This window comes from Bacillus sp. OV166 (assembly GCF_900177675.1).
Taxonomy (GTDB): Bacteria; Bacillota; Bacilli; order Bacillales; family Cytobacillaceae; genus Neobacillus.
On sequence record NZ_FXWM01000001.1, the window covers coordinates 6,007,778 to 6,031,598 of the forward strand.

Annotated in this window: 22 protein-coding genes, 1 pseudogene and 1 riboswitch; of the genes and pseudogenes, 8 read left to right on the forward strand and 15 right to left on the reverse strand. The window is 37.5% G+C overall.

The features are described 5' to 3' along the window. Window positions 1–276: 276 nt before the first annotated feature. Window positions 277–534, forward strand: a complete 258-nt coding sequence (locus tag CCK98_RS29465; protein ID WP_088089851.1) for an aspartyl-phosphate phosphatase Spo0E family protein — start codon at window positions 277–279, stop codon at window positions 532–534. A 313-nt stretch (window positions 535–847) separates the two neighbouring features. Here the strand turns inward: CCK98_RS29465 and CCK98_RS29470 are convergent. Further along, window positions 848–1,606 (reverse strand): annotated as a pseudogene (locus tag CCK98_RS29470) (5'-methylthioadenosine/S-adenosylhomocysteine nucleosidase); the annotation flags it as partial. 301 nt (window positions 1,607–1,907) lie between these two features. Beyond that, window positions 1,908–2,011: riboswitch (purine riboswitch) on the reverse strand. Between the two features lie 198 nt (window positions 2,012–2,209). After that, window positions 2,210–3,157, reverse strand: coding sequence for a magnesium/cobalt transporter CorA (gene corA, locus CCK98_RS29475; protein ID WP_088089853.1), 948 nt, complete (start codon window positions 3,155–3,157; stop codon window positions 2,210–2,212). A 343-nt stretch (window positions 3,158–3,500) separates the two neighbouring features. On the opposite strand from corA, the gene CCK98_RS29480 reads away from it, so the two are divergent. Continuing rightward, window positions 3,501–3,917: a hypothetical protein gene (locus CCK98_RS29480; protein ID WP_088089854.1), complete on the forward strand. Its 417-nt coding sequence runs from the start codon at window positions 3,501–3,503 to the stop codon at window positions 3,915–3,917. A 118-nt stretch (window positions 3,918–4,035) separates the two neighbouring features. Here CCK98_RS29480 and CCK98_RS29485 read toward each other — a convergent pair whose 3' ends face one another. The 3 genes from CCK98_RS29485 to CCK98_RS29495 all read right to left on the reverse strand — a co-directional run bounded on the left by CCK98_RS29485 (window position 4,036) and on the right by CCK98_RS29495 (window position 6,296). Then, the gene (locus CCK98_RS29485) at window positions 4,036–4,773 is read right to left on the reverse strand and encodes a GNAT family N-acetyltransferase (protein WP_088089855.1); all 738 of its coding nucleotides are present in this window, start codon (window positions 4,771–4,773) and stop codon (window positions 4,036–4,038) included. 140 nt (window positions 4,774–4,913) lie between these two features. After that, entirely contained in the window at window positions 4,914–5,702 is a 789-nt protein-coding gene (locus CCK98_RS29490; protein WP_088089856.1) for a GNAT family N-acetyltransferase, read from the reverse strand. A 357-nt stretch (window positions 5,703–6,059) separates the two neighbouring features. Beyond that, window positions 6,060–6,296 (reverse strand): hypothetical protein, encoded by a 237-nt coding sequence (locus CCK98_RS29495; RefSeq protein ID WP_088089857.1) that lies wholly within the window; start codon window positions 6,294–6,296, stop codon window positions 6,060–6,062. Between the two features lie 351 nt (window positions 6,297–6,647). On the opposite strand from CCK98_RS29495, the gene CCK98_RS29500 reads away from it, so the two are divergent. The 4 genes from CCK98_RS29500 to CCK98_RS29515 all read left to right on the forward strand — a co-directional run bounded on the left by CCK98_RS29500 (window position 6,648) and on the right by CCK98_RS29515 (window position 10,722). Continuing rightward, window positions 6,648–8,099, forward strand: coding sequence for a HAMP domain-containing sensor histidine kinase (locus CCK98_RS29500; RefSeq protein WP_088089858.1), 1,452 nt, complete (start codon window positions 6,648–6,650; stop codon window positions 8,097–8,099). Continuing rightward, a complete protein-coding gene (locus CCK98_RS29505) occupies window positions 8,096–8,782 on the forward strand; it encodes a response regulator transcription factor (protein ID WP_088089859.1) in 687 nt (228 codons plus the stop codon). The genes CCK98_RS29500 and CCK98_RS29505 overlap by 4 nt, the downstream gene beginning before the upstream one ends. A 165-nt stretch (window positions 8,783–8,947) precedes the next feature. Next, entirely contained in the window at window positions 8,948–9,655 is a 708-nt protein-coding gene (locus tag CCK98_RS29510; protein WP_088089860.1) for an ankyrin repeat domain-containing protein, read from the forward strand. 107 nt (window positions 9,656–9,762) lie between these two features. Next, entirely contained in the window at window positions 9,763–10,722 is a 960-nt protein-coding gene (locus CCK98_RS29515) for a DUF4822 domain-containing protein (RefSeq protein ID WP_088089861.1), read from the forward strand. A gap of 585 nt (window positions 10,723–11,307) precedes the next feature. Here the strand turns inward: CCK98_RS29515 and CCK98_RS29520 are convergent. Then, window positions 11,308–11,838, reverse strand: coding sequence for a hypothetical protein (locus tag CCK98_RS29520; RefSeq protein WP_088090589.1), 531 nt, complete (start codon window positions 11,836–11,838; stop codon window positions 11,308–11,310). 473 nt (window positions 11,839–12,311) lie between these two features. On the opposite strand from CCK98_RS29520, the gene CCK98_RS35735 reads away from it, so the two are divergent. Continuing rightward, complete coding sequence (locus CCK98_RS35735; RefSeq protein ID WP_179195964.1) at window positions 12,312–12,449, forward strand: hypothetical protein; 138 nt, start codon at window positions 12,312–12,314, stop codon at window positions 12,447–12,449. 972 nt (window positions 12,450–13,421) lie between these two features. Here the strand turns inward: CCK98_RS35735 and pssA are convergent. The 4 genes from pssA to CCK98_RS29545 form a co-directional block, all read right to left on the reverse strand. Beyond that, complete coding sequence (gene pssA / locus CCK98_RS29530; protein ID WP_088089863.1) at window positions 13,422–13,913, reverse strand: CDP-diacylglycerol--serine O-phosphatidyltransferase; 492 nt, start codon at window positions 13,911–13,913, stop codon at window positions 13,422–13,424. Window positions 13,914–14,171: 258 nt separating this feature from the next. Then, window positions 14,172–14,969, reverse strand: coding sequence for an EcsC family protein (locus CCK98_RS29535; protein WP_088089864.1), 798 nt, complete (start codon window positions 14,967–14,969; stop codon window positions 14,172–14,174). A 408-nt stretch (window positions 14,970–15,377) separates the two neighbouring features. Continuing rightward, window positions 15,378–15,902 carry a type 1 glutamine amidotransferase domain-containing protein gene (locus tag CCK98_RS29540; RefSeq protein WP_088089865.1) on the reverse strand — a complete coding sequence of 175 codons (525 nt, stop codon included), beginning with the start codon at window positions 15,900–15,902 and terminating at the stop codon, window positions 15,378–15,380. Between the two features lie 213 nt (window positions 15,903–16,115). Beyond that, window positions 16,116–16,865 (reverse strand): GDSL-type esterase/lipase family protein, encoded by a 750-nt coding sequence (locus CCK98_RS29545; protein WP_088089866.1) that lies wholly within the window; start codon window positions 16,863–16,865, stop codon window positions 16,116–16,118. 390 nt (window positions 16,866–17,255) lie between these two features. Between CCK98_RS29545 and CCK98_RS29550 the strand changes: the two genes are divergently transcribed. Beyond that, window positions 17,256–17,474 carry a hypothetical protein gene (locus tag CCK98_RS29550; protein WP_088089867.1) on the forward strand — a complete coding sequence of 73 codons (219 nt, stop codon included), beginning with the start codon at window positions 17,256–17,258 and terminating at the stop codon, window positions 17,472–17,474. A gap of 261 nt (window positions 17,475–17,735) precedes the next feature. Here CCK98_RS29550 and sdaAA read toward each other — a convergent pair whose 3' ends face one another. From sdaAA to CCK98_RS29575, 5 genes are all read right to left on the reverse strand, one after another. After that, window positions 17,736–18,635 carry an L-serine ammonia-lyase, iron-sulfur-dependent, subunit alpha gene (gene sdaAA / locus CCK98_RS29555; protein ID WP_088089868.1) on the reverse strand — a complete coding sequence of 300 codons (900 nt, stop codon included), beginning with the start codon at window positions 18,633–18,635 and terminating at the stop codon, window positions 17,736–17,738. A 55-nt stretch (window positions 18,636–18,690) separates the two neighbouring features. Beyond that, a complete protein-coding gene (gene sdaAB, locus CCK98_RS29560; RefSeq protein WP_088089869.1) occupies window positions 18,691–19,350 on the reverse strand; it encodes an L-serine ammonia-lyase, iron-sulfur-dependent subunit beta in 660 nt (219 codons plus the stop codon). Between the two features lie 178 nt (window positions 19,351–19,528). Continuing rightward, entirely contained in the window at window positions 19,529–20,926 is a 1,398-nt protein-coding gene (locus CCK98_RS29565) for an amino acid permease (RefSeq protein ID WP_088089870.1), read from the reverse strand. A 166-nt stretch (window positions 20,927–21,092) separates the two neighbouring features. After that, window positions 21,093–22,073: an L-threonine 3-dehydrogenase gene (locus tag CCK98_RS29570; protein ID WP_088089871.1), complete on the reverse strand. Its 981-nt coding sequence runs from the start codon at window positions 22,071–22,073 to the stop codon at window positions 21,093–21,095. Between the two features lie 80 nt (window positions 22,074–22,153). After that, entirely contained in the window at window positions 22,154–23,344 is a 1,191-nt protein-coding gene (locus tag CCK98_RS29575; RefSeq protein ID WP_088089872.1) for a glycine C-acetyltransferase, read from the reverse strand. Window positions 23,345–23,821: the final 477 nt, after the last annotated feature.

The window sequence follows — 23,821 nt, forward strand, 5'->3', positions numbered from 1 at the left end:
GGTCTTTTTAATCTCCAGAAGAGCTTACTATCTACCTATTAGTTGTTGGAACACTCCTGCAAATTTTAGTCTTAAAGTCCTTCAACTCTTTAAGGAACTACAATATGAGTAAATTCAACAGGCCATGTTGTCGAAAATCTACATGCCTCGTCTATTTTTGTCTCCTTTTATCTTGTTTTATCGAATCTAATCCATATCAGTTAATAAAATGCTATAATTCATTTCAACTCCATTAGAATCTAACTTTACTGAAATTTTATAAGGAGTAATCGGGCTATGAGACTAGAACAATGTGAAGCTGCTATTAAAGAGAAAAAAAACGAAATGATTAAATTAGGAATGACAAAAGGACTTCAAAATGAAGAAACCATCTATTGCAGCCAAGAACTAGACAAACTGCTTAACGATTATAATAGGATATTATTGGAAGATAAATATTCTAAACCCCTAAATCCTTACCTTGACCTTTTCTCAATACTTACAAAACACGTACAAAGGATTTTATCTATTCCTTACGGATCTTTTTTTATTTAATTGCAATAGTCGTATACCTCAACTTAAGTCCTTTGAGAACCATTTCTAATGTGTTTGAATTCGTCAATAATTTAGAGAGAATGCACCCATGGCATTCTCTCTCTTTTTTGTCTTTTTTTAGGTGAAATTCCTAATCTTTTTTTATTATTGGATAAATACTACTGGAATAGTATAATTTATGATGTATCACCACAAATGGAAGATTAGATGAATTATAAAACGCAGGGATTAATAGATATTAAAGTGGCTAATGTTCACATAAAGCAAACACCCTTGTCTACTTGGACAAGGGTGTTTGTTTAGTTTTACGATATTATTTGCTTTGAATAGTAGAAATGTATTTCTTAACTACTTCATAAACATATTCTTGATTGGCTGCTGCCGTATCCGGGTTGTATTTATCACCATTTGTTTTGTTATTAGACAGTACTCGAATACCCAAGAATGGTACATCATAAGCTTTGGCCATTTGTGCTGCTGCGGCACCTTCCATTTCTTCTACAGATGTACCGTAATTCGTATGGAACCATTTAATTCGATCAACTTCATTATTCCAAACGTCTGCTGAACCGATCGTACCCTCGACAACTTTACCCTTAGTGTAGGTATCTTTTACTGCATTAGCAGCTGCAAGTAAATCCTTATCGCCCTCGTAGTAACGAATTTTTTCAGCATTAGGATCTGACCCGCTTCCTTCAGAAGCCATTAAGTCCATCGGGATCCATTGTGTGGGATCCATTCCCTCGTTTTCATTCTTACTTTCTGTTTTTAAGGAACCGATATTTGTCGTACTTTTTCCTAAAACAATATCAAATACATGTAGTTTCGGATCATGTCCGCCAGATGTCCCCTGGTTGATGATAGCGATCGGGTTATATTTTTCAATCGCCACTGCTGTAGCGGCTGCTGTATTTTCCATTCCCTTACCTGTTTTAGCAACGATTACAGGATAATTGTTCAGCTTTCCTTTGTAAAAGACGAAAGCTCCTGATTTTTCCACTTTAACTTTTTCTAACTTTTGTGCAAATTTTTCAGCCTCTATTGGCATTGGACCTTGAATAAGTATTGGCCTCCCAGCACCCTCTACCTCTGTTTCATTTAGAAAAGCTGAATTACGTAATGCAAGCAACAATAAGAACAGTAGAGCAATAGCTGCTAATGGAGCGTATTTCTTTAAGATTTTGTTTGTCATAAAAAACCTCTCCCTTTTCTCTTGATGTGTGTTGAACTCGAAAAATTTGGCCAATAAAAAAGGTCTAGAAAATGTAGAATGATTTCTACCTTCTAGACCTACAAGAGTCAAAGTATAGATCATTTAGCAAAAATAGATAAATATGCCAAATGATAACAGGGCAACGGCTAAAAAAGTCGTACAGCCAAATACTTTAACTCGTAGTCTAGTTCTTTCATTGGGAACCAGGTAGAAACACTCAGACCATATTACCGAGTATATACGAGTAATGATATGTAAGATGATTACTATGATAATATAGCAAATATAAAATAGAAAATCAATAAAAAGGTGAATATTAATCCATTATAACTACTTAATGTTCGTGTTTAGGTGGAATTGATTCAAAAAATCGGGAATATATCATATGAAGTATCGTCAGTGACGATTAATATGTAACCATACACCTTACTCTTTCTGAAATTACTTAATATTGGTTGTTTGTTACCTTTTAAATAACCAGCCCTTTTTGTAAAACCAAAAAATCATTAAAATTACAATAATCGCCATAACCCCTAGAGTGATGAAATAGCCGTATTGCCAATGTAACTCTGGCATATGATCAAAATTCATTCCGTACACTCCCACAATAAATGTAAGTGGCATAAAAATGGTTGTTATAACGGTAAGTGTCATCATAATGGAGTTCATTCGATTGGATTGAATGGACATGTAATTCTCCCTCATATCAGAAGTAACATCTTGATTAGACGCAACCATATCCGTTAACTTCATTAAGTGATCATAAATATCGGAAAAATAATGGTGAATTTGCTTTGTTTCCTGAATCCGCTTCGAGTTTATCATCCGGTATAACAAATCTCTCATCGGAATGATCGTTTTTCGCAACCGAATCAGATCTCTGCGAATCTCATAAACCTCTTCGATGACTTTTTTGCTGCTGGCTTCCTTCTCTTCATATTCATTTAGTTTGTCTTCAATTTGATGCAAAATTGGAAAATAGCAATCCACTAATTCATCAATAATGCTATGTAGAACAAATAACGGTCCAACCTTTTCCATTTCCTTACTTGCACATAATTTTTGCTTAACCATATCTATTGCCTCATCCTTCTCCTTATGAAAGGACACGACATAGTTTTCTCCTACAAAAACATCAATCTCCTCGCACCTTATTGTTTTACTTACTGAATGTAAAACAAAGAAAAGGACACCATCATAATAATTCATATTGGGGCGCTGGATAAAATGCAGACAATCCTCAATCGCCAAGGGATGAAAGTGGAAAAATTCACTTAACAACTTTGTTTCCGCATTAGTTGGTTCCTCAAAATCCACCCAATAAAATTTGAACCTATCTGACCTTAGATCCTCCAACTTTACATCTTTTATCAACTGATTATCTTGTGTAATAGCATAGGTAAAAATCATTCATAAACCTCACTTTATTGATTTTAGCCTTTCCAATTTGTTATATCTCTTTTTAACCGTCTATTTTCAGCATATCAAAAAATTAGATTTATGCAAAAAGCAACCTCTCAAAGTGCAGGATGACCATACAAATACTTGTATGGTCCTCTCGATTCGCAAAATTAAGGCAGCTTTTCTTTTTATAGCTAAAGAAACAGGTTAATTGAATAAAGAGGAAAATCGTTATTAAAATGGGGGGTGTTCTTCCTTCTTTCCGTATATTTATTGCTGTAAATAAGCTTCATATAATGACAGGACAGCATACTAATAACTTAGATTTATTGGATAAGGAGAGATCTTATAAGTGAATAATTCGCCACAATACTTTCCATATAGTAATTATGCTCAACAACCCGATTATCATTTACAAAATTCTGGTTATGAATCAGTGTATACTTCAAGAGATACTGATGATGAAGTGTATCGACCAGATGATGCTGAAGATGCTCCGACCACACCACCACCAGCACAAATGCCAGCATTACCTGCAACGTTTTCTGGAGCTGCACAAACTGGACAAATGAGGTCTTGGATGTGTAATTGTTTAGGTAAATGGGGATTAATAGGGTTAAGAATGCCAGGTCCTTTTGGAAGAGATTTTTGGTTTTACCCAACAGAAGTTAGAAAAAATGGAGTATCCGGATATACCTGGAGGCTAGGACGTCGCCAAAAAGTAAGTTACAGGTATTCACAAATAAGAAATTTTATGTGTTTCGCTTAAATTAACATAATTTATATAAAAAGAAGAAGGTCATGCTTCTTCTTTTTATTTTCTCAAAAAAGCAGTTGTTTTCCAGCAAACCAATGGCAGTGTAGAACTTCAAATAGAATTATTTTTTCTAATCGAACCAGTAACAACCTCTAATAATTGCATTTATTTCCTCATATCCAGCTTTTTTATATACTTTTATTGCATTAGGATTGTGAGCATATAAATAACTTATTGTTTTTAGTGTCTGATCATTAAAACCAGTAATAAAGTTAATTAATTGGCTGCTATAACCCTTTCCTCTTTTATCTTTTTTAGTAAATACATCATTTACCCTAGAAATATCATTTTTGCTGTACAAGGAAGCTATACAAACCAATTCTTCATCAACGTATCCACCAAACAAATAAAAATTTTCGTTATCTATCGACTTTAACAGAGATTTATAACCCCACTCACCTTGTTCTTTATCAGAGCTGAGTAATTCATTTATTGTTTCATCTATTTGGTTTAATCTATTAATTTGAAGTGCCTGAGGAATATCTATTATTTTTTTGTTTTTTTGGACAAAGAAACAAATTTCATCTAATGATTTCTTAAATCCTTTACTCTCTAAATATTGACCAACTGCACTTGTTTGTCTTGAGAATGTATACACTCGTGGAGTTATGTCGATTGATTGATAAAATTGTACAATATCTTTAATAGCGACTTCATAGTCAGAATCTTCGTAAATGAATGCATGATTACTATCATACGATAAAGGATTATTCTTATCATAAAAGATTTTCCCATAAGTTTTTTCGATTACTGTAGATTGGATCTCTGCAAAATTATTTTCGAAATCTATGATTTTGTCTATTAACATTTTTATATCCTCCGAATTTTTATTTCTAAAAGGTTCTTCCCTAAGTTCATTTCCGCTGACACTAAAAACTTATCACTTTTCGATAAATTTCGAGTGGTGACCAAAGGCACTGGTAAATCCAGAGGGAAACTTTCGAATCATTAGCTTCCCTGTATTTCCTTAATACTCTTTCCAGATAAAAATGCATGTCCAGTAGTTAGTTTCGCTATCGTTTGGAATCCATATTTCAAGTAAACCTTTTCGACTCTCTCATTGATCGGAAAAACCCAGAAATTCTCCACTCCTTGATTCTTTACTTCCTCTTGCAAAAAGTAGATAAGTTCCCCAATGAGTCCCTTTCCGCGATATTCTTCAATAGTCGCGACACTCTCAAGCCGAACTTGGCCCTCATGTTCAAATAAGCATGCGGTTGAACAGGCAACCCCGTCATATCTTAAGAGATAATGTGTAAATGAAGGGTGTTTAAACTCTTCTGGAAAAGACTTCTCTCTTACTTCCCTTCCACCCAGTTCCTTAATACTGCACTCAATCTCTAATGCTTCATGAAAATTATCTGTTGTTACCCTCTCAATTGTAACTTTGTCATTACGTTTATGTTCGTTAATCTCTTGATTCCAAAGCTGCACTGGACTAACCAGTGATTCAGTCTGAAATTGATAAGTTTGCAGCGCTTCAATAAATCTTGCTTGTTTCTCAAAATCATAGATGTAAAACCTCGGTGCTAAATTTCTATCCGTATAGAAGTGCAAAACTTCTTCTATCACAGCCTCGGGATTTTCCGGAACCTGAATTATATGGGCATGATTTGCATCATAATAGGCCGGTTGGTCTTCATTGTAAAAAATAGATCCCCACGAAGTATCCATCCGATTTGTAAAGGTATCAAGGTACGCAAAATCAAGTTCCAAAATCTTATGTAGTATGTCCATTTTATTCTCCCCTTTTGTTTTTCCAATTTTATCAACTCTATCTAACTAATGACCATCTTGTAAATTATCCATATGATAGGCCTCTTGCGACAACGCTATTGATGTAAATGCTTATGAAGGTTCGGTTAAACCCTATATAAAAGAGTTTAATCAATTATGGACGGAGTTAAAGGGAAAAGTTGTCGTTAAATTTGTTGGAGAAATGAGCGATGGGAAAAAGAATGTCCTTTATAAAAAAGCTCATACCTTAAGCCGAGCATATAAAAAAGCTGCGATTGATCATTTAGAGCTAGAAAAATAGTTCCTACAAACTTAACTAAAAAACATATTAATGACATACAAAAAAACTTGGCATGATTAACCAAGTTTTTGACGGGACTTGAAAATATAAATTTTTTCTGCCAAAAAGCTAATAATCAACCCGATAACAAGCGGAGTCAACGAACCAGTTGTAATAAAGAAACCATTTGCGTTATTTGTATATTCGTGATGGAACATTAACGAAGGAATAATAAACATATGTCCAACTAGGTAAAGCAGTCCCACAATCAATACAAATGAACCAAAAGTAACTATAAAGCTCTTTATTTTCATCCGACCACTTCCTAATTAGCTATCATTGTAAATATTATACAATTCCTGGTCGTAACTATCAATACTAGAAGCTTTTTTCAACTTACGAAATTCCACTTTTCTAATCAAAATTTCGTAATCGATCAACAAAGGACCACTGGTTGACGCCTCCACGCAACCCCAACTCTAATCCGTTACTATTTAAGCCGTTTATTGTTTGATGTTTAAGGATTTTTCATATATATTTTAGAAAGTTTTAAGGATTATGTGATATGGTAATTTGCAAACAGCATTTCGCATTCAAGAACAAGCCGATTAAACGGTAAACTTCTATTAAAGAATGAGCAAGAGATAGACACTGGGGTGAATATGATGTCAATTAAAATGAGGTTTCTGTTGTCCTACGTTGGAGTAGTCCTTGTTTCTATCACTTTATTATTAGCGGCTGGTTTTTTACTTATTTTTGCGGTAACAGGTGATGTAAAATCTATCGAGCATTTTTACAAAAAATCTTATGTTCAAAAACCCTTAACACCAGTAGAGGAAAGTGCGTTCCTAGATTTAAAGTTATTGGCTAAAAATAATCCTAAACAACTTCTATACCAAGAGGAACTAAAAAAGATTGAACAGCAAGAGATCAAAATTGTCGTAAGAAAGAATAGAAAGATAGAGTACGCTTCCCCCACTCTTGATAAGAAAGCATTGATTAAGTCCCTTCCTGGGTTTGAGGAAACGAACATTAATACGCGAGATACGATTAAAATTGAAGATTTTTTTTTCACGTATGTGAAGTTTGACTTCTATTTTTCTGATAAAAGTAAAGGAAGTATTTTTGTATTGAGAAAGGTAAGCTCCTTTGCTGAATTGACTCGTGAGTTGTTTCCAATTTTATTCGGTCTATTGCTAGTTCTCTTTATAATGATTATTGGACTTTTGAACTATCTAGTTTCACGAAGCATCATCAAACCTATCTCAATTCTTAGGGAAGGTGCAGAAAGAATAAAATCAGGAGATCTAAATTTTGAAATCAAAGCTGCTTCTAATGATGAAATCGGACAGTTAAACAGAACCTTTGAGGATATGAGAATAAAATTAAAAGAGTCCGTAAATCTCCAAATTCAGTATGAGGAAAATCGAAAAGAACTTCTGTCCAATATTTCGCATGATTTGAAGACTCCTATTACTTCAATTATTGGATATGTTGAGGGGATAAAAGACGGTGTAGCTAATACTCCAAAGAAAATGGACAAGTACTTATCAACTGTGTACCAAAAAGCAATATATATGGATTCACTAATAGATGAATTGTTCTTATTTTCAAAGCTAGATTTAAAAAAAGAGCCCTTTACTTTTGAAACTGTCGAACTGGATAAATATATGGAAGACTACGTAGAAGACCTTCACCATGATTTACATCAACAAGGGATCCGGATTGACCTTCATCTTATGGACAAACCGATAAATGTAATAGCAGATAGGGAGAAATTAAAACGCGTATTGGCCAACCTAATTAGCAATTGTGTAAAATATATGAATAAGGACCAAAAGAACATTACCATTTCTCTATTTGATGGAATTTATGACGTAACTGTACAAGTAAAAGATAATGGACAAGGGATAGAGCCTGCTGCTTTACCTTACATTTTTGATCGGTTTTACCGGGCAGAACAATCTAGAAATTCTCAGACAGGCGGAAGTGGCTTAGGACTTGCGATCACAAAACATATAATTCAAGAGCATGGAGGGAAAATGTGGGCTACAAGCATGATAGGAAAAGGTACAAGTATCTTCTTTTCCTTAAAGAAGAAAGGTGATGTATTGTGAAAAAGATATTGCTTATTGAAGACGATGTTAGTATTTCAGAACTGCAAAGAGATTACCTAGAAATTAATCATTTTAATGTCGAAATTCAACATACTGGTGATGCAGGACTCCAACTAGCTCTTCAAAATCAATATGATTTAATTATATTGGACGTCATGCTCCCAGGAGTAAATGGGTTTGAGATATGTAAACAAATACGCGCTGTTAAAAATATTCCTATTTTGTTTGTTTCCGCTAAAAAAGACGAGATCGATAAAATTCGGGGTCTCGGTTTAGGGGCAGACGATTATATAACCAAACCTTTTAGTCCAAGTGAATTGGTAGCTAGGGTGAAAGCACATTTAGAGCGTTATAAACGTTTAGCTGGAAATCAAGCTAAAACAAATACGATTCTCGTACATGGAATTTCGATTGATAAGTCAGCGCGCAAAGTTCATATGAACAGTGAAGAAATACCGTTCACAACAAAAGAATTCGATTTGTTTGTGTTTCTTGTGATGCACCCGAATCAAGTATTAAGCAAAGAACAGCTTTATGAAAATATATGGGGGTTAGAAACGGCAGCAGATGTTTCAACTGTGACAGTTCATATCAGGAAAATTCGCGGGAAAATTGAAAGAGATCCTTCACATCCAAAATTTTTAGAAACGGTTTGGGGAGCCGGGTATCGATTTAATATTTAAATTAAATAATCTGAGGAACCGTCACAAAGGTGACGGTTTTTTTTATCAATCTTAAGAAATTTTATTAAAAAGTTTATCTTATTTTAAGAAATTATTTAGAGGGAGTTCAAGATTAAGTATTAACATAATTAAAGTAATAATTAACGAAAGGCTGGTGAAATTCTCATGTGGAGGTGGCTAACAATATTCATTGGATGTATTTTCATTCTTCAGGGATGTGTCTCTGATAACGATGGTGATCCAAATGAACAGGAAAAAGAGATAAAAGGAGCAATAGATGTGAATGAAAAACTATTTCAAGCTGTAGAAAACACAGAAACGGATACCATAAGAAGATTGATTGAGGAAGGTATTGATATTAATTCACAGGACTCACAAGGGCGAACTGCCACTATGATTGCGACTTATAACAATGATGTAGAGATTGCAAAAATCCTAATTGATTCGGGGGCAGATGTCAACATCAAAGATAACATGGAAAATACCCCCTTCCTGTATGCTGGTGCAGAAGGATATATAGATATTCTTAAACTTACGATTGAAGCAGGTGCCGACCCATCTATAACTAACCGGTTTGGAGGAACTGCTTTAATCCCAGCTTCTGAACATGGATATGTGGATGTAATTAAAGAACTTCTTACCAGTACTGATATCGATATTAATCATGTAAATGATCTCGGTTGGACAGCTTTACTAGAAGAGATTATTTTGAGTAATGGTGACGAAAAACAGCAGCAAACAGTGCAATTACTAATAGATCATGGGGCAGATGTACACAATCCTGATCATAATAATGTGACACCTATACAGCATGCACGCGAGAAAGGATTTAAAGAGATTGAACATATTTTGCTAAAAGCAGGAGCAAAGTAACCAGAGCGTATAAGGTTCCCATCTCTAAACACAGAACCATGTTAGTACTAGAAATCATAGACACTAGTGTAAATTACACCAAAATAAAGAAATGAGGAGACGATAAAATGAACAAAAAAGCTAAAATATTACCATCTATACTACTTGGGTTAACTTTAGTGATAACAGGATGCAGCACAGTCACACAAGCGAAAACGAGTGAACAGAAGCAAGAACAAACGGCAAAAAAGAGCAAAAAACAAAATAAGGAAACCAAAGGACAGGAATTGGCTAATATACTTAGTAACACAAATTGGCAAGGTACAAAAGTATATGATAAGGATAAAAATGACTTAACAAAAGAGAACGCAAACTTTATCGGTCTTGCGAAATATGACGATGAAACATCGAGATATGAATTTTTTGATAAAACGACAAAAGCAAGCCGTGGCGATAAAGGAACTTTCTTTATCACCAACGATGGAAAGATTAGAGTATTAATTTCAGAATCCATGGGTTACCAAGCTGTTGTCGAAATAACAAAACTAAATAAAGATATCTTTACCTATAAAAGAATGGGAAAAGATGCTAATGGTAACGAAGTAGAGGTATTCGTTGATCATATTCCTTATAAAGAAACAAAACTTTCCTTTACTGATCCGGACAAGAAGTTGGAAACGACTACAGGAGAAGTAGTGACAAACATTGATGGGGATAAAATTTTATCAAGCACCTTATGGCAAGGAACCGTGGCATTAGATGAAAACGGAAACGATGTATCAAGTTATAATTCAAATTATTTAGGACTAGCCAAATATGATAATAAGACAAATAAATATGAATTTTTTGATGCAAATACGGGTGAAAGCCGCGGTGATTACGGCTATTTCGATGTCGTACATGGAAATAAGATAAGAGCACATGTTTCCCTAGGGATGAAGTATGGTGCCGTTCTTGAACTAACAGAGCTTAATGAAAATAAATTCACATATATGCGAAAAGGTAAAGATAAAGATGGGAAGGACATAACCATAACAGTTGAGCATAAACCTTATGATGGTGATTTTAAACTAGAATTCTCTAAGTAATTAAAAATTCCAAGCAGGACTTGAAATGTAGTCAAGAAGGGAATGGATCTCTCCGTTCCTTTTTTGTTTTCTTTAAAAAGAATTGAAATAACTAGGTCTTCCTTTGTCCAATTTCCTTAGTAGCATAAATAGAAAAGGTTACTCCCTTACCATTATTTGGGTAGTGACTGGACCCAAAACTATGGGATTATAATAAAAAAGAGAGAGGTGTTGGTAGCACTTCTCTCTTGCGCCTCGCATTCATACTTTATCACTTTAAATTTTAGCTAAGTTGGGGTCTGACCCAAAATCCTAACTAACTTGATCTTCTTCCAAGATATTGTCTTCATTGTAGTCTTTTTTTTCCGGCTCCGTTAGCACCAAGTATGGTTACAATTTTACCTTGTTCCACGTCAAGACTAATTCCTTTTAGTGCCTGGATTTTTCCATGAGTATCCCCATTGCTAAATCTAGGGGTATTACGCTGCTTTTTGATAAAAAAAGCTGCCACATTGACAGCTTTGTTTTCGCAAAAGCACTTATTTGATGAACAAAGTATTGGAAACTTGGTTAAATCATCGCTATATATCCATTCTAGAGAAACCGCTACATCCCCATTCCTGGAAAACCGCCCATCCCCATGCCTGGTTGACCGCCCATTCCCATTCCTGGTGAACCGCTCATTCCCATTCCTGGAAAACCGCCCATCCCCATTCCTGGTTGACCGCCCATTCCCATTCCTGGTGAACCGCTCATCCCCATGCCTGGTTGACCGCCCATTCCCATGCCTGGAAAACCGCCCATCCCCATTCCTGGGAAACCGCCCATCCCCATTCCTGGTTGACCGCTCATCCCCATGCCTGGAAAACCGCCCATCCCCATTCCTGGTTGACCGCCCATTCCCATTCCAGGGAAACCACTCATTCCCATTCCTGGTTGACCGCCCATTCCCATCCCTGGAAAACCGCCCATCCCCATTCCTGGTTGACCGCCCATTCCCATGCCTGGAAAACCGCCCATCCCCATGCCTGGTTGACCGCCCATTCCCATTCCAGGGAAACCGCCCATCCCCATTCCTGGTGAACCGCTCATCCCCATTCCTGGAAATGACATCATACCATGTGACCCTAATGTCATGTTTTCACCTACTTTCTTTTGCATACTATGCTAAAAGAAAATATGGGAGCTTATTTCACCTATAAATTAGGCGAATTACCCACCGATTCTTATGTAAAAAACTAAAGGGATGCCTGCCAATGAAGCTGCTGAGCCATGCCAAGGTTTTTGCCACCTACGATTAGGAAGAACAAGAAACAAAAAACATCTTATCGACATTAAATAATTCCCAAATTCATCATTCTATTGTACCATCTCTTACCAATTTCAAAACACAATTTTCGACAGAAATTACCTTTTTCTTTTTCCGATTCAAATAGTTGATTAATATAAGGAGGAGGTTTGTATGTTTATTCCTCAATGGATTTCCCTAATCTTACCAGCTATAGTCCACTTTCCAGCTTTTTGAAATTATTGTATAATATCATTTTGGAAACCCAGAAAAACACAGGAATACAGTAAATTTTATAAATGGCACAAAGGAGTAAAAATAGATGTCAAAAAGCTACTGGCTCACCACAGAAGAAATGCTTAAAAAGAAAAAGCGCAAAAAGAACCTTACTTATAGTTTCATAGCCATTGGAACTGTTCTACTAAGCGCATTTGTAACAATCTTTGCAAACAATATCTAACGATCTAGTGGGCAGAGCCCAATGTTATTTAACCTATAATTCCCATAAATAGTTTTGAATTTAACTTTATTAATAAAAACTAAACGGTTTATTCATAGTTTGTTCATGATTAAGTAGTACGATAAATACATGAAGAGGACAACATTTAACTTTTTCTTTTTCATGACCCCCTTTTAATATATTTTTTGTAGATCCGGCATCTTGCCGGATATTTTTTTTATAAAAAGCTTTAACCAGATTTGATGCCTCATCTTAATTATTTGTAATTATTAAAATATTTTTATTTTAATTTTGATGTTATTACAATATAACTTGTTCGCAGTGAATCGAAATAAGCTAAATTCAGTATTTGTTTATTTTCAAGCGGTTACAAATTGCTATTGGAGAACACTTGATATACCAATATTATTTACCTTTTTTCAAATATTTTTACTATTTCATTCCCTGTTCACATGAAAAATCCACTATGTTACTATCAGAATGGGATTGGAATCGTATTATCATTAGAAGACGAAGAATAAGGAATCAAGTCATCATGCCTTCCAAACCATTGTTGGAAAAAAATATTATTTTACGAGGTGTATGATGGAAGCAATCGAATCTGCTCATAATGAAAACATGGAACTTTTACAGGAAATAGTTACTCTTAAAACGAAACTAAGCGAAATATATAATCAAATAGGTCCAAGCAGCTCCGAATATATTACACTTTCAATCAGACTTAATTTACTAATGAATAAATACTTTGAGGAAAAAACCGTAACTCTAATGAATTAGGAATGGCATGGAACAGACAAAAACCCTCTTGCCTACTCTTGTAGATATGGGGTTTTTGTCTGTTTGAAATTTTCTCTTAACCATGATGACTTTATATGTATTAATTTTCATTTTTCCAATCGTATCATTTCAAAAAACAAGAAGTCTATTCCTTTTTTGAAAAAGTTACTAGCTTTTAAACAATAGATAATAATATTAAATTTTTTTAATCCTAATTGGACTTACCATTAAGAAAGCGAGGATTAAGGTGATCCATGCATTGCTATATAAAAACAATCCCATACCAGCCAATGGCAATCCAGCAGCTGGAATAGGTAATCCTCTAAAATATCCAATGGTTGGTTTAACACTAAATTTAGCTAATCTCAATGCCCCCATCGTTGGGAAAAGGATAAATGCCAATGAAGTTAAAATGGATGGTGCAGCTATCGAATGAAATAGAAGTGCAGGAGCAACTCCGAAGCTAACAATATCAGCTAAAGAATCTAATTCTACGCCAAATTCACTATTCACTTTTAATTTTCTTGCTATTCTTCCGTCAAGAAGATCTAAAACTGCCGATAAGAAAATAAAAATGGAGGCTACTTCCAAAAAGCCACTCATATTAGAGGTGATTGAAAGAACACCGCACAATAAATTTCCAATCGTAAATAAATTAGGTATAGCTTTTACCATATGATTGAACAAGGCAGTCCCCCCTAACGATAACCAATCTTCCCCATTTAAGTAGCATTTTCTAAATAATCCTCCTTTATTCTTAAAAACAAGTTATAAAATGAAAAAAACTTGTTCTCCCTGTACAAAATCGTAACTGGGCTTTTTAATCTGTAAATGACAAAGCACCGCATTATGCGGTGCTTTTTTCAGCTTTACGATTGGAAACGTAATCCCTTCAAAAAATGCTGTTTCTTTTATTAACAAACTTACGACCAAATTAGATTGACACTATTCCTGTTCCAATCTCTCAAGAATCCTTCTTTTCCGATAAAGCATAATCCCGGTCTCCGCTAGGTCATTAATCATTGACCTGTTTGTAAATGCACCAAAAATCATCCCAGCAATAGGTACCATTTGAAACAGCTTCTTCCACCCAAACTGGTCTCTGTATGTATAAACAACCTCACGCCAGCCTTGCAGCTGCGACATCATTTCACCTGACCCGCTCCCTTGTTGATAATAGCTGGAAAGCTCATTCAAAATCGCACGTTTGCCGACAATATCGGCTGAGGAAAACTGCAGGCATTTAATTATAAAAATTAGTTCGCTTTTTTCGTTAGGATCATATCCATGGATGATAGCAATTTCCTGCAGCGTTTTTAATGAAATGCCCATTAAAGCCGGAACATCGATCGCAAGAGTAAAAATCCCGCCGATTCCGGTGCTCGCTCCTTGGATCGTCGCAAACTTCTTTCGTTGACCGGTCAACTCTTCGCTTATCTTATTCATGTCAGCTAAAGGGATCTCCTTGATATCAGCTATTTGGTTAATCGGCTTACCTGTCTCTTTTTCAATTTTATCAAATAGTTTATCTTCTTTAATTAAATAGCTGCCGCCGGTCTGAATATAGTTACCGACCTCTTCTAGTAATTTCCCCACTTTATTGTGAATGAATTGCGGAGTGATTTTATCGAGTATCTTAAATGGCAGCCGTCCCAGGCGATCCCAAATCCACAGATCGCTCTGGCCATTTTCCCACTTCTCAATAACAGTTAGTTCTTTCAATAATTCATCTCTTGTTTCCATGTATTTTGAGTCACCCTCGTTTGTTTATTTTCTACAAAATTACCCTTATTCTTATCAATAAAACATACGAATGATAAATGGAAAGGTTTCATGGTTTGTGGTTTGGTCGGTCGAGGTGTAAACACCATCATCTTCTAATCCCATTAGAAAAATTCAATCTTTCCGCGAGAAAAATCAATTAGCAAAGTTATTCTGCCCGTAATCAAAGAAAAAAGCAGTCAGTGGTAACGATTAGAGGTTAATCGTTACCGTGACCTCGGAAAAAAAGAATTAACCGTAACGATTAGGTGTTAAACGTTTCCATGACCTCAGAAAAAAGGAGGATGTCTTACCCCATGTTCGGAGAATGACTAGCCACAGAATCAAAAAAAAGACAGCGAGTTATTGCTCGCTATCTCCCTTCCATGACTATTTCTTTTCTAAGACATTAATAAATTCGCGTAGATAGTCAGGCAGATCCGGTGGACGACGACTGGACACAAGGTGACCGTCCGTCACAACGGGTTCGTCATACCAAATCGCGCCTGCATTTTCCATATCATCTTTGATACCAGGAGTACTGGTTACTTTTTTTCCATCAAGGATTTTTGCAGAAACTAGTACCCAGCCTGCGTGGCAGATTTGTCCGATTGGCTTTTCATCCGCATTCATCTGCTGAAGCAGAGAAAGGACTTCAGGGAAACGTCGAATTTTATCTGGTGCCCATCCTCCTGGAACTAAGATTGCGTCATAGTCTTCAGCGCTAACCTCACCATAGGCAAAATCAGAGATCGCCGGTACGCCGTATTTACCAATATATTTTTCCTTTGCTTTTTCTCCGGCAAGATGGACGACTGCCCCCTCTTCCTGAAGTCTAAGAATCGGATACCATAACTCTAAATCTTCAAAATCATTATGAACGAGACTAATTACTTTCTTTCCTTCTAATCGCATGGGTTCATGTTCCTTTCAAATGAGGGAGTATTAGTGCTTATAATCGGATCATTCAATAGCTTCATATTTCTTTTGATTATACAGGGATATGTCCTTTGCACCAAATATCTTACTTTGTGGGATAAAAAAAGTAACCGCCCAATCCAGATGGATGAGCGGTTACTTTTTTGCTTTTTATCGGTGATAATAACGTTCTGGTTGTCGTTATTTCCTCTATGGTAAGGTCGGATCAATTTCTCTCCAGAACTGGTCGGCAACAACTTGATAGCCTGCTAGACTTAGATGAATGTCAAATGGATTTGGAAGATACAATGGATAGTTTGATGCAATCACATTGTAAGTCGGCACATACGTATCGTGATTGGCTTTGGATAGCGTGTCGATTTTACTATTAAACGCAAACAACAATGGCAGCAGCCCGGCCTGTTGTTCCGCAGGCAAATAAGGGAAGGTATTGTAATAACCCATGACATAAACCTTCGCATTGCGGTTTAAATTATCAATCGTTTGTAAAATGATTTGTAAATTCAGAGATGCACGGGCAATTGCAGCTGGAGCAGCTTTACCAGTTGGGTCAGCCTTTAGAGCCCCTAGAAGGTCAATTCCCCCAATATCAATGGTAATGTACTCAGCTTCTTTAATTCCCGCCCTTACCTCTTTGTTGGAAAGGACATCTTTCAACAATTGGGCTGAAGTATAGCCAGGGATCGCATAATTATCGTAATCAACTTTGTAATTTTCTTTCTCAAAATCTTGTGCAATGTAGTCAGGATATCCTACATCACCTGGACCAAAGGGCGTATATCCTACTGCGAGCGAATCCCCTAAAGCCACATAATCAATGACCGGTTTTTGAGGACTTTTTGCGGCGTTTGCAGGGCCTTTTGCAAAAGCGTTAACGGGTAAGGACATAAGTAAAGCGCCAACTAATACTAAACTCTTGAATTTTTTACCAATTTTCATAACACCGCTCCATTCGTTATTAAGTACATTACTATCTTAACAAAGGGGTGTTGTGTTCGTAATTAAGAATGTTTAGTCAAAAATCTACAAATCTAATCTTTTATTTTTATTTTTGAGGAAAGTCATCATCTCAAGGTACCCGGGGATAAAATTCAGCCCATATTTCAACTTTTCCTACGAAAATGACCTCTTCAGCGACAAATTCCGTTCAGATTTTGTCAATTTTTTTGTATAAAAATATATTTATAGTATCAAATCGTTTAACCGTAGCGAGCTTCCTATTAATTAGGGTAGGGACATTTTGTAAATGGTGCCTGACACCACAGCCTTAGTTTTTATAATACTTTAGCCTGGAAACGAATAAACATGTACAAGCGAAGGGGGATAAACATGGACAATCATGGCTTCTTCAATTTTGTACTCTATAAGTTATTAACTATTACGCTAGAGTTCATCGCCCTTTATCTCCTGATCCTATTGTCTGAATGGTTTGCGGAGAAAAAAGGCTATAACCTATTTGAAAGAGCGTGGTTAATCACCCTAATCTCCATGCCAATCTTAACTTTGATCATTTGGACGATCATAATCGGAAGATTCCATTTGTTTTAATAAGTGGCTGCAAGAGTTGAAACTTTATGTCTATAAATATTTCGTCATTTATGGGAGGCATTACCAGTGTGGAAGGAAAAAAGTGACGTGGTTAGAACTTTTTTATGACTTGCTATTTGTGGCAGCATTTTTATCCAGAATATTTATTAAAGTTTGCTATAAGTTTTCAGGGAATCTGCAATGGACCTTTTGCATTCCGTTTCTCCTTCATAGATACCAAAAATTAAGCTGCCTAGTATGACCGGCAGCTTTTTGAAGTAGTTATACTAAATAATCAATCAGTTTTACTTTAGGCTGGCCAAAGATTTCTGCTTCAAGCCTACGTCCGGTCGGGGTAGCCGCTAGTCCGCCTTCGGCTGTTTCCCTTAATGAAGCCGGCATTGACTGTCCTATTGCATACATGGCTCCAATGACTTCGTCACATGGAATCCTGCTGGTTATCCCGGCAAGGGCCATATCGGCTGCTGTCAAAGCATTCGATGCACCCATTGCATTCCGTTTCACGCAAGGCACTTCAACGAGGCCGGCAACCGGGTCGCAAACAAGACCCAGCATATTTTTCAAGGTGATGGCCATCGCTTCTGCTGATTGCTTTGGCGTACCGCCAGCCATTTCAACGATTGCTGCTGCTGCCATACCTGAAGCCGAACCTACCTCTGCCTGGCAACCGCCTGCAGCCCCTGAAATGGACGCATTGTTTGCAACGACAAACCCAAACGCCGCTGCCGTAAATAAAAATTCAATCATTTCCTGCCTAGTTGGATTGAGTTTATCCTTTACCGCAAATAATGTACCCGGGACAACCCCGGCCGAACCGGCAGTTGGCGTGGCACAAATGGTGCCCATTGCTGCATTGACTTCATTCGTGGCAACCGCCTTGCTCACCGCATCCAACAGCAATGTGCCCGTAAGGGACTTTCCGCTCTGAATATAGTTTTGCAGCAATACTGCATCTCCGCCTGTGAGTCCAGTGCGTGATTTTACTCCATTTAAGCCCCGTTCGATAGCCCGTTCCATTACCGTCAGGTTCTGATCCATTTTGGCAATCACATCTTCACGGGAAAGGCCAGTCACTTCTATTTCCTGCCGAATCATAATTTCGGCTATTTTAACCTGTCGTTGTTCCGCCAGCGAAACAAGTTCAGCTACATTACGAAACATAGGATTTCCCCCTGCTGTCTTCTCTTAATTTATGTTCGTGCCCGAAAACACCTATTTATACAACCATACGGATTACACTTATAACGTTATCCAGCTTTTGCACCCCGTTGATCACCTGGTCATCTAGCTTTTCATCGGACTCAATTACCATGATTGCCATGTCGCCTTTATCTTTCCTGGACACTTCCATATGACTGATGTTTATTTTATTTTGCGAAAGAATGGATGTTACAGAGCTGATTACTCCAAAACGGTCATTATGAATGACCAGTATTGCAGGGTCACCCGATAATTTTAGTTTGAACGAATTGATTTCAGTTATTTCAATGGTTCCTCCGCCAATGGAGATGCCGATAATCTCCAACTCTTTATCTTCATCAAAAAGATTAATCTTTACTGTGTTTGGATGTTCTGTAATGGCCTCTTCCTCTTGAAAGATGACCTCCATACCCAATTGTTCCGCTATTTCCAATGTGTCGGGTATCCGCTCGTCGAACGTATCAAAATCCAATAAGCCCGCAACAAGAGCCAAGTCAGTTCCATGTCCTTTATACGTTTTTGCAAATGAGCCGTAAAGCGAGAGAACAGCCTTTTTCGGCTGGCCCTCGAATAGGGTTCGGGCAACGCGGCCAATCCGGACTGCACCTGCTGTATGTGAACTGGAAGGCCCAATCATAATTGGACCAATGATTTCAAATGCTGATCGATACTTCATTGTTTTCACCTGAGTTCTATAATTAAGATTCTCTACATAGATGTTCCGTTGGTTTTCTTAGCATGCAGCCTGCAAGAAAAATAGGGACAATTTATGAAAACTGTCCCTATTTATTGCTTCTTATATTAATAGCTTCCTTATACCCTTCCGTTTCTCCCACAATCAAACAGTCAGGAGTTTAGATCACTTTCCTCTCTTTCAGATCCTCTGCTTGAAGATCCGCAGGTACACGCTTGTTTATTCCGAAAGCATAAAAACTGATTGCCACAATAGCCAGGAACACGATACCCGCAATCAGCGATACACGAGTGTCCTCATTGAACCACATACCGATAAGGACCGCTACCAGATAGCCAATTGTCAGATAGTTAGTGACAGGCGCAAAAGGCATTTTGAATGGATGGGCGGCCATTTTTGCAGCATGGACTTTCCTGAACTTGATTTGGCTGATCAGAATGACAAACCAAGGAACCATCCCAGGAAGAACACTTGAAGCATAGACGTACACAAACAGTTTTTCCGGTGCAATATAACTTAAAACAACTCCAAAGCCAAGGCCGATCAGTACGCCAATTGTACCGAATAAAGGCACCCCATTACTTGAAACCTTCGCAAACGCTTTTGGAGCTTGTCCATTGACTCCAAGAGTATAAAGCATGCGCCCTGCGCTGTAGATACCGCTGTTGCAGCCTGACAATGCAGCAGTGATAACCACAAAGTTAATGATTCCAGCTGCAGCTGTAATACCGATTTTTGCAAAAGTTGCTACGAACGGGCTTCCGATAGAAGTCAATTGATCCCAAGGATAAACTGTGACAATAACAAAAATTGCGCCAATATAGAAAACGAGGATACGCCAAATTGTACTTTGAATCGCGTTCCTTATTGTTTTCTGAGGATCTTTCGCTTCACCAGCTGTAATACCGATAAGCTCAACACCTTGATAAGCACCCACAACGAGTGCTAGGGCAAAGAGGAACCCTTTAACTCCGCCAGTAAAGAAGCCGCCATTTTTCCATAGGTTTGATAGGCCGATTGATTCTCCTCCGTTGCCAAAGCCGAAGAAAATCAGGCCGAAACCTGCAACAATCATCAATACAATCGTAACTACTTTAATCAAAGCAAACCAAAATTCGAACTCACCAAATGATTTAACAGAAATAAAGTTTGCTGCCCCAAGGATAACCATTGCGATAAGGCCTGGAATCCACGCAGGAAGATCTGGAAACCAATAATGCATATATGTGCCGATTGCGATGACTTCCGCCATGCCGACAACTACCCACTGGAACCAGTTGCTCCAGGCAGTCATATATCCCGCTATTGGATGGATATACTTATAGCCAAATGTTGCGAATGAACCTGTACTTGGTTCCAAATAGAGCATTTCGCCCATGGCACGCATAATCAAATATAGAAAAATTCCTGTAATTGCATAAGCAAGCATTACGGATGGACCCGTCCAGCCTATCGTGCTTGAAGATCCCATAAATAGACCTACACCAATCGTTCCGCCCAACGCAATCATCTGAATATGGCGTGAACTTAAACCCCTATTCAATTCCTTGTTTGCCATTTAAATTTCCCCCTCTTTATTTCAAATTTCTAATATACATGAAAGAGTCCATCCTGAAAATACATTTGTCTTTTTTTCGCAAATGAATTATAATAGTTTTTATAGAAGAGAGCGCTTTCCTTTACCCCAGTTTTCATAAAATAGTTTTAGGAAAGGAAACTAATAATTAATAGGTTAATGCAAGCTCTCTAAAAGGAATGCCTAATTTCTCTGATAAATTTTCCAGCATATCTTTTGTCATACGATCCAGGTCGTATTGAGGATTGAAATCCCATTCTTCACGTGCGGCAGAGGCATCAATGCTGTTTGGCCATGAATTTGCAATGCCTTGGCGTACAGGGTCAACATTGTATGAGATTTCGAATTCAGGAATGAATTTTCTAATTGATGCAGCAATTTGTTCCGGCTCAAAGCTCATCGCAGTGATGTTAAATGCGTTGCGGTGCTTCAATCTTGAAGGATCAGCATCCATTAATTGAATGATTGCATCGATAGCATCAGGCATATACATCATGTCCATATAGGTTCCTTTGCCAATGAAAGATGTATATTTCTTGTTCTTAAGTGCTTCATAGTAAATATCTACTGCGTAGTCGGTTGTTCCCCCGCCTGGAAGAGTCTTGTACGAAATCAGTCCTGGGAACCTTACTCCGCGTGCGTCTACACCGTATTTAGTAAAATAGTAGTCACAAAGCAATTCACCAGCTACCTTGGTAACACCATACATAGTGGCAGGCCTTTGTACCGTATCCTGCGGTGTCATATCTGCCGGTGTTCCTGGTCCGAAAGCAGCGATGGAGCTCGGAATAAATAATTTCAGGTTTAGCTCACGGGAAACTTCAAGGGCGTTCATAAGGCCACCCATATTTAGGTCCCATGCGAATTTTGGTTTGGTTTCTCCTACTGCCGACAATAGGGCTGCAAGATGCATGAGGGTGTCAACTTCATATTTTTTGCAAAGGCCTAGCATTGCTTCGTAATCCATAACATCAAGTATTTCAAATGTACCACCCTCGATGACTGGATTGCCTTCGATATGGCGAATATCTGTTGCAACAACGTTTTCTGTTCCGTACATTACTCTGAGACGGTGTGTCAATTCAGAACCGATTTGGCCGAGACAGCCAGTAATAAGTATTTTTTTCATATTAGAGACCTCCTGAGGTTTATTTTACAGTTATTCAACTGAAGCAAGAACTCTGTTATAGTTTGTGAAATTGTAAACGATTATATAATAGACAATTCTTTGCCTATTTTTCCATAGACCGCCAGAACCTCATCGAGCATTTCCTTGGTATGCGCAGCAGTAGGCATATTCCTAACCCTGCCTGTACCTCTCGGAACTGTTGGGAAGGTGATCGATTTTGCATAAACGCCTTCTTCCATCAGCCTGCGCGAAAATAACTGGGTCAGATCTTCTTTTCCTATGATGCATGGGGTAATTGGTGTTTCGGAATGGCCAATTTCGAAACCAAGGTTCTTTAAGCCTTCTTTTAGATATCTTCCGTTTTCCCAAAGCTTTTCAACTTTTTCTGTCGATTCGGTCATGATATTGATAGCTTCGATACATGCCGCCGCATCTCCCGGAGTCAATGAGGTTGAAAACAGGAAAGGACGTGCGCGGACTTTCAGCCAGTCAATCAGCTGCTCTGTACCTGCTACATATCCGCCTACGACGCCAATCGCTTTTGAAAGGGTCCCAATCTGTAAGTCAATTCGGTCTGAGAGGCCAAAATGCTTAACCGTACCAGCACCGTTACCCATTACACCAGAGCCATGAGCATCATCTACATACGTGATTAACCCAAACTCATCAGCAATTTCAACGATTTCCGGAAGCTTTGCTACATCACCGTCCATTGAAAAAACTCCGTCTGTGATGTACATGACTTTTTCGTATAAACCGCTTTCAATTGTCTCTTTCGCTACTCGACGCAAATCGTCCATGTCCTGGTGCTTGACGCGGATAATTTTCGCTCCTGACAATCTGCACCCATCAATAATCGATGCATGGTTCAATTCATCTGAGAGAATTGCATCCTTCTTTGTCATCAGGGCTGAAATGGCACCCATGTTGCAATTGAACCCGGATTGGAAAGCAATGGCAGCTTCGGTATGCTTGAACTTGGCAATTGTTTTCTCCAATTCATTATGGATTGTCAATGTACCATTGATTGTACGGACCGCACCGGCCCCCAACCCATATGCCTCGATTGCTTCATGCGCTTTTTGCTTCATTCTTTCATTATTGGCTAGGCCAAGATAGTTATTGGATGACATATTGATTAATGATTTGCCATTGATGGTAACTATAGGGCCGTTTGGTCCTCCTACAGTATCAATGACATTGTAGAGGCCGTTTTCCCGCAACTCGTTCAGTTGGGGTGTTAAGAAGTCCTCTAAAACCTTTTTTGCCAAAATAATTCCTCCTTTTATATTACCTCACTCAGTTTCTTCACATAACACCTGCTCGTATTGTTTCATCGGGATTTTATTGTCAAAAAAATTGAAAACGATTTCAAATTAGTGCAAAAAAACAATTACATCACGAAAATTACTCCCGAAATTTTTCAATCCTACTTTTGAACGCAAGATGTTATGTTTTGGAATGGGAAGTGTAATAATAAGCTGGTTTAGTTGATCCCCCGATCAACCGTATTAGAAAAGCATAGATTCATATATTTCAATGTAATTCTATAATTATGTCGAAAAACTGTCAATACTATTACAAAAAACTAAGCATTCAGACTATATGTCGTTTCTTTGAGGATCATACAATAACTTCTATAGAAAAATAAGAATAATTTGATTTCACTTATCCCCACTAATATTCGATGATTAGCTTTTTTACGAAAAAATCTAACTGTGCCCATAAACTTATATAGACAATTAACC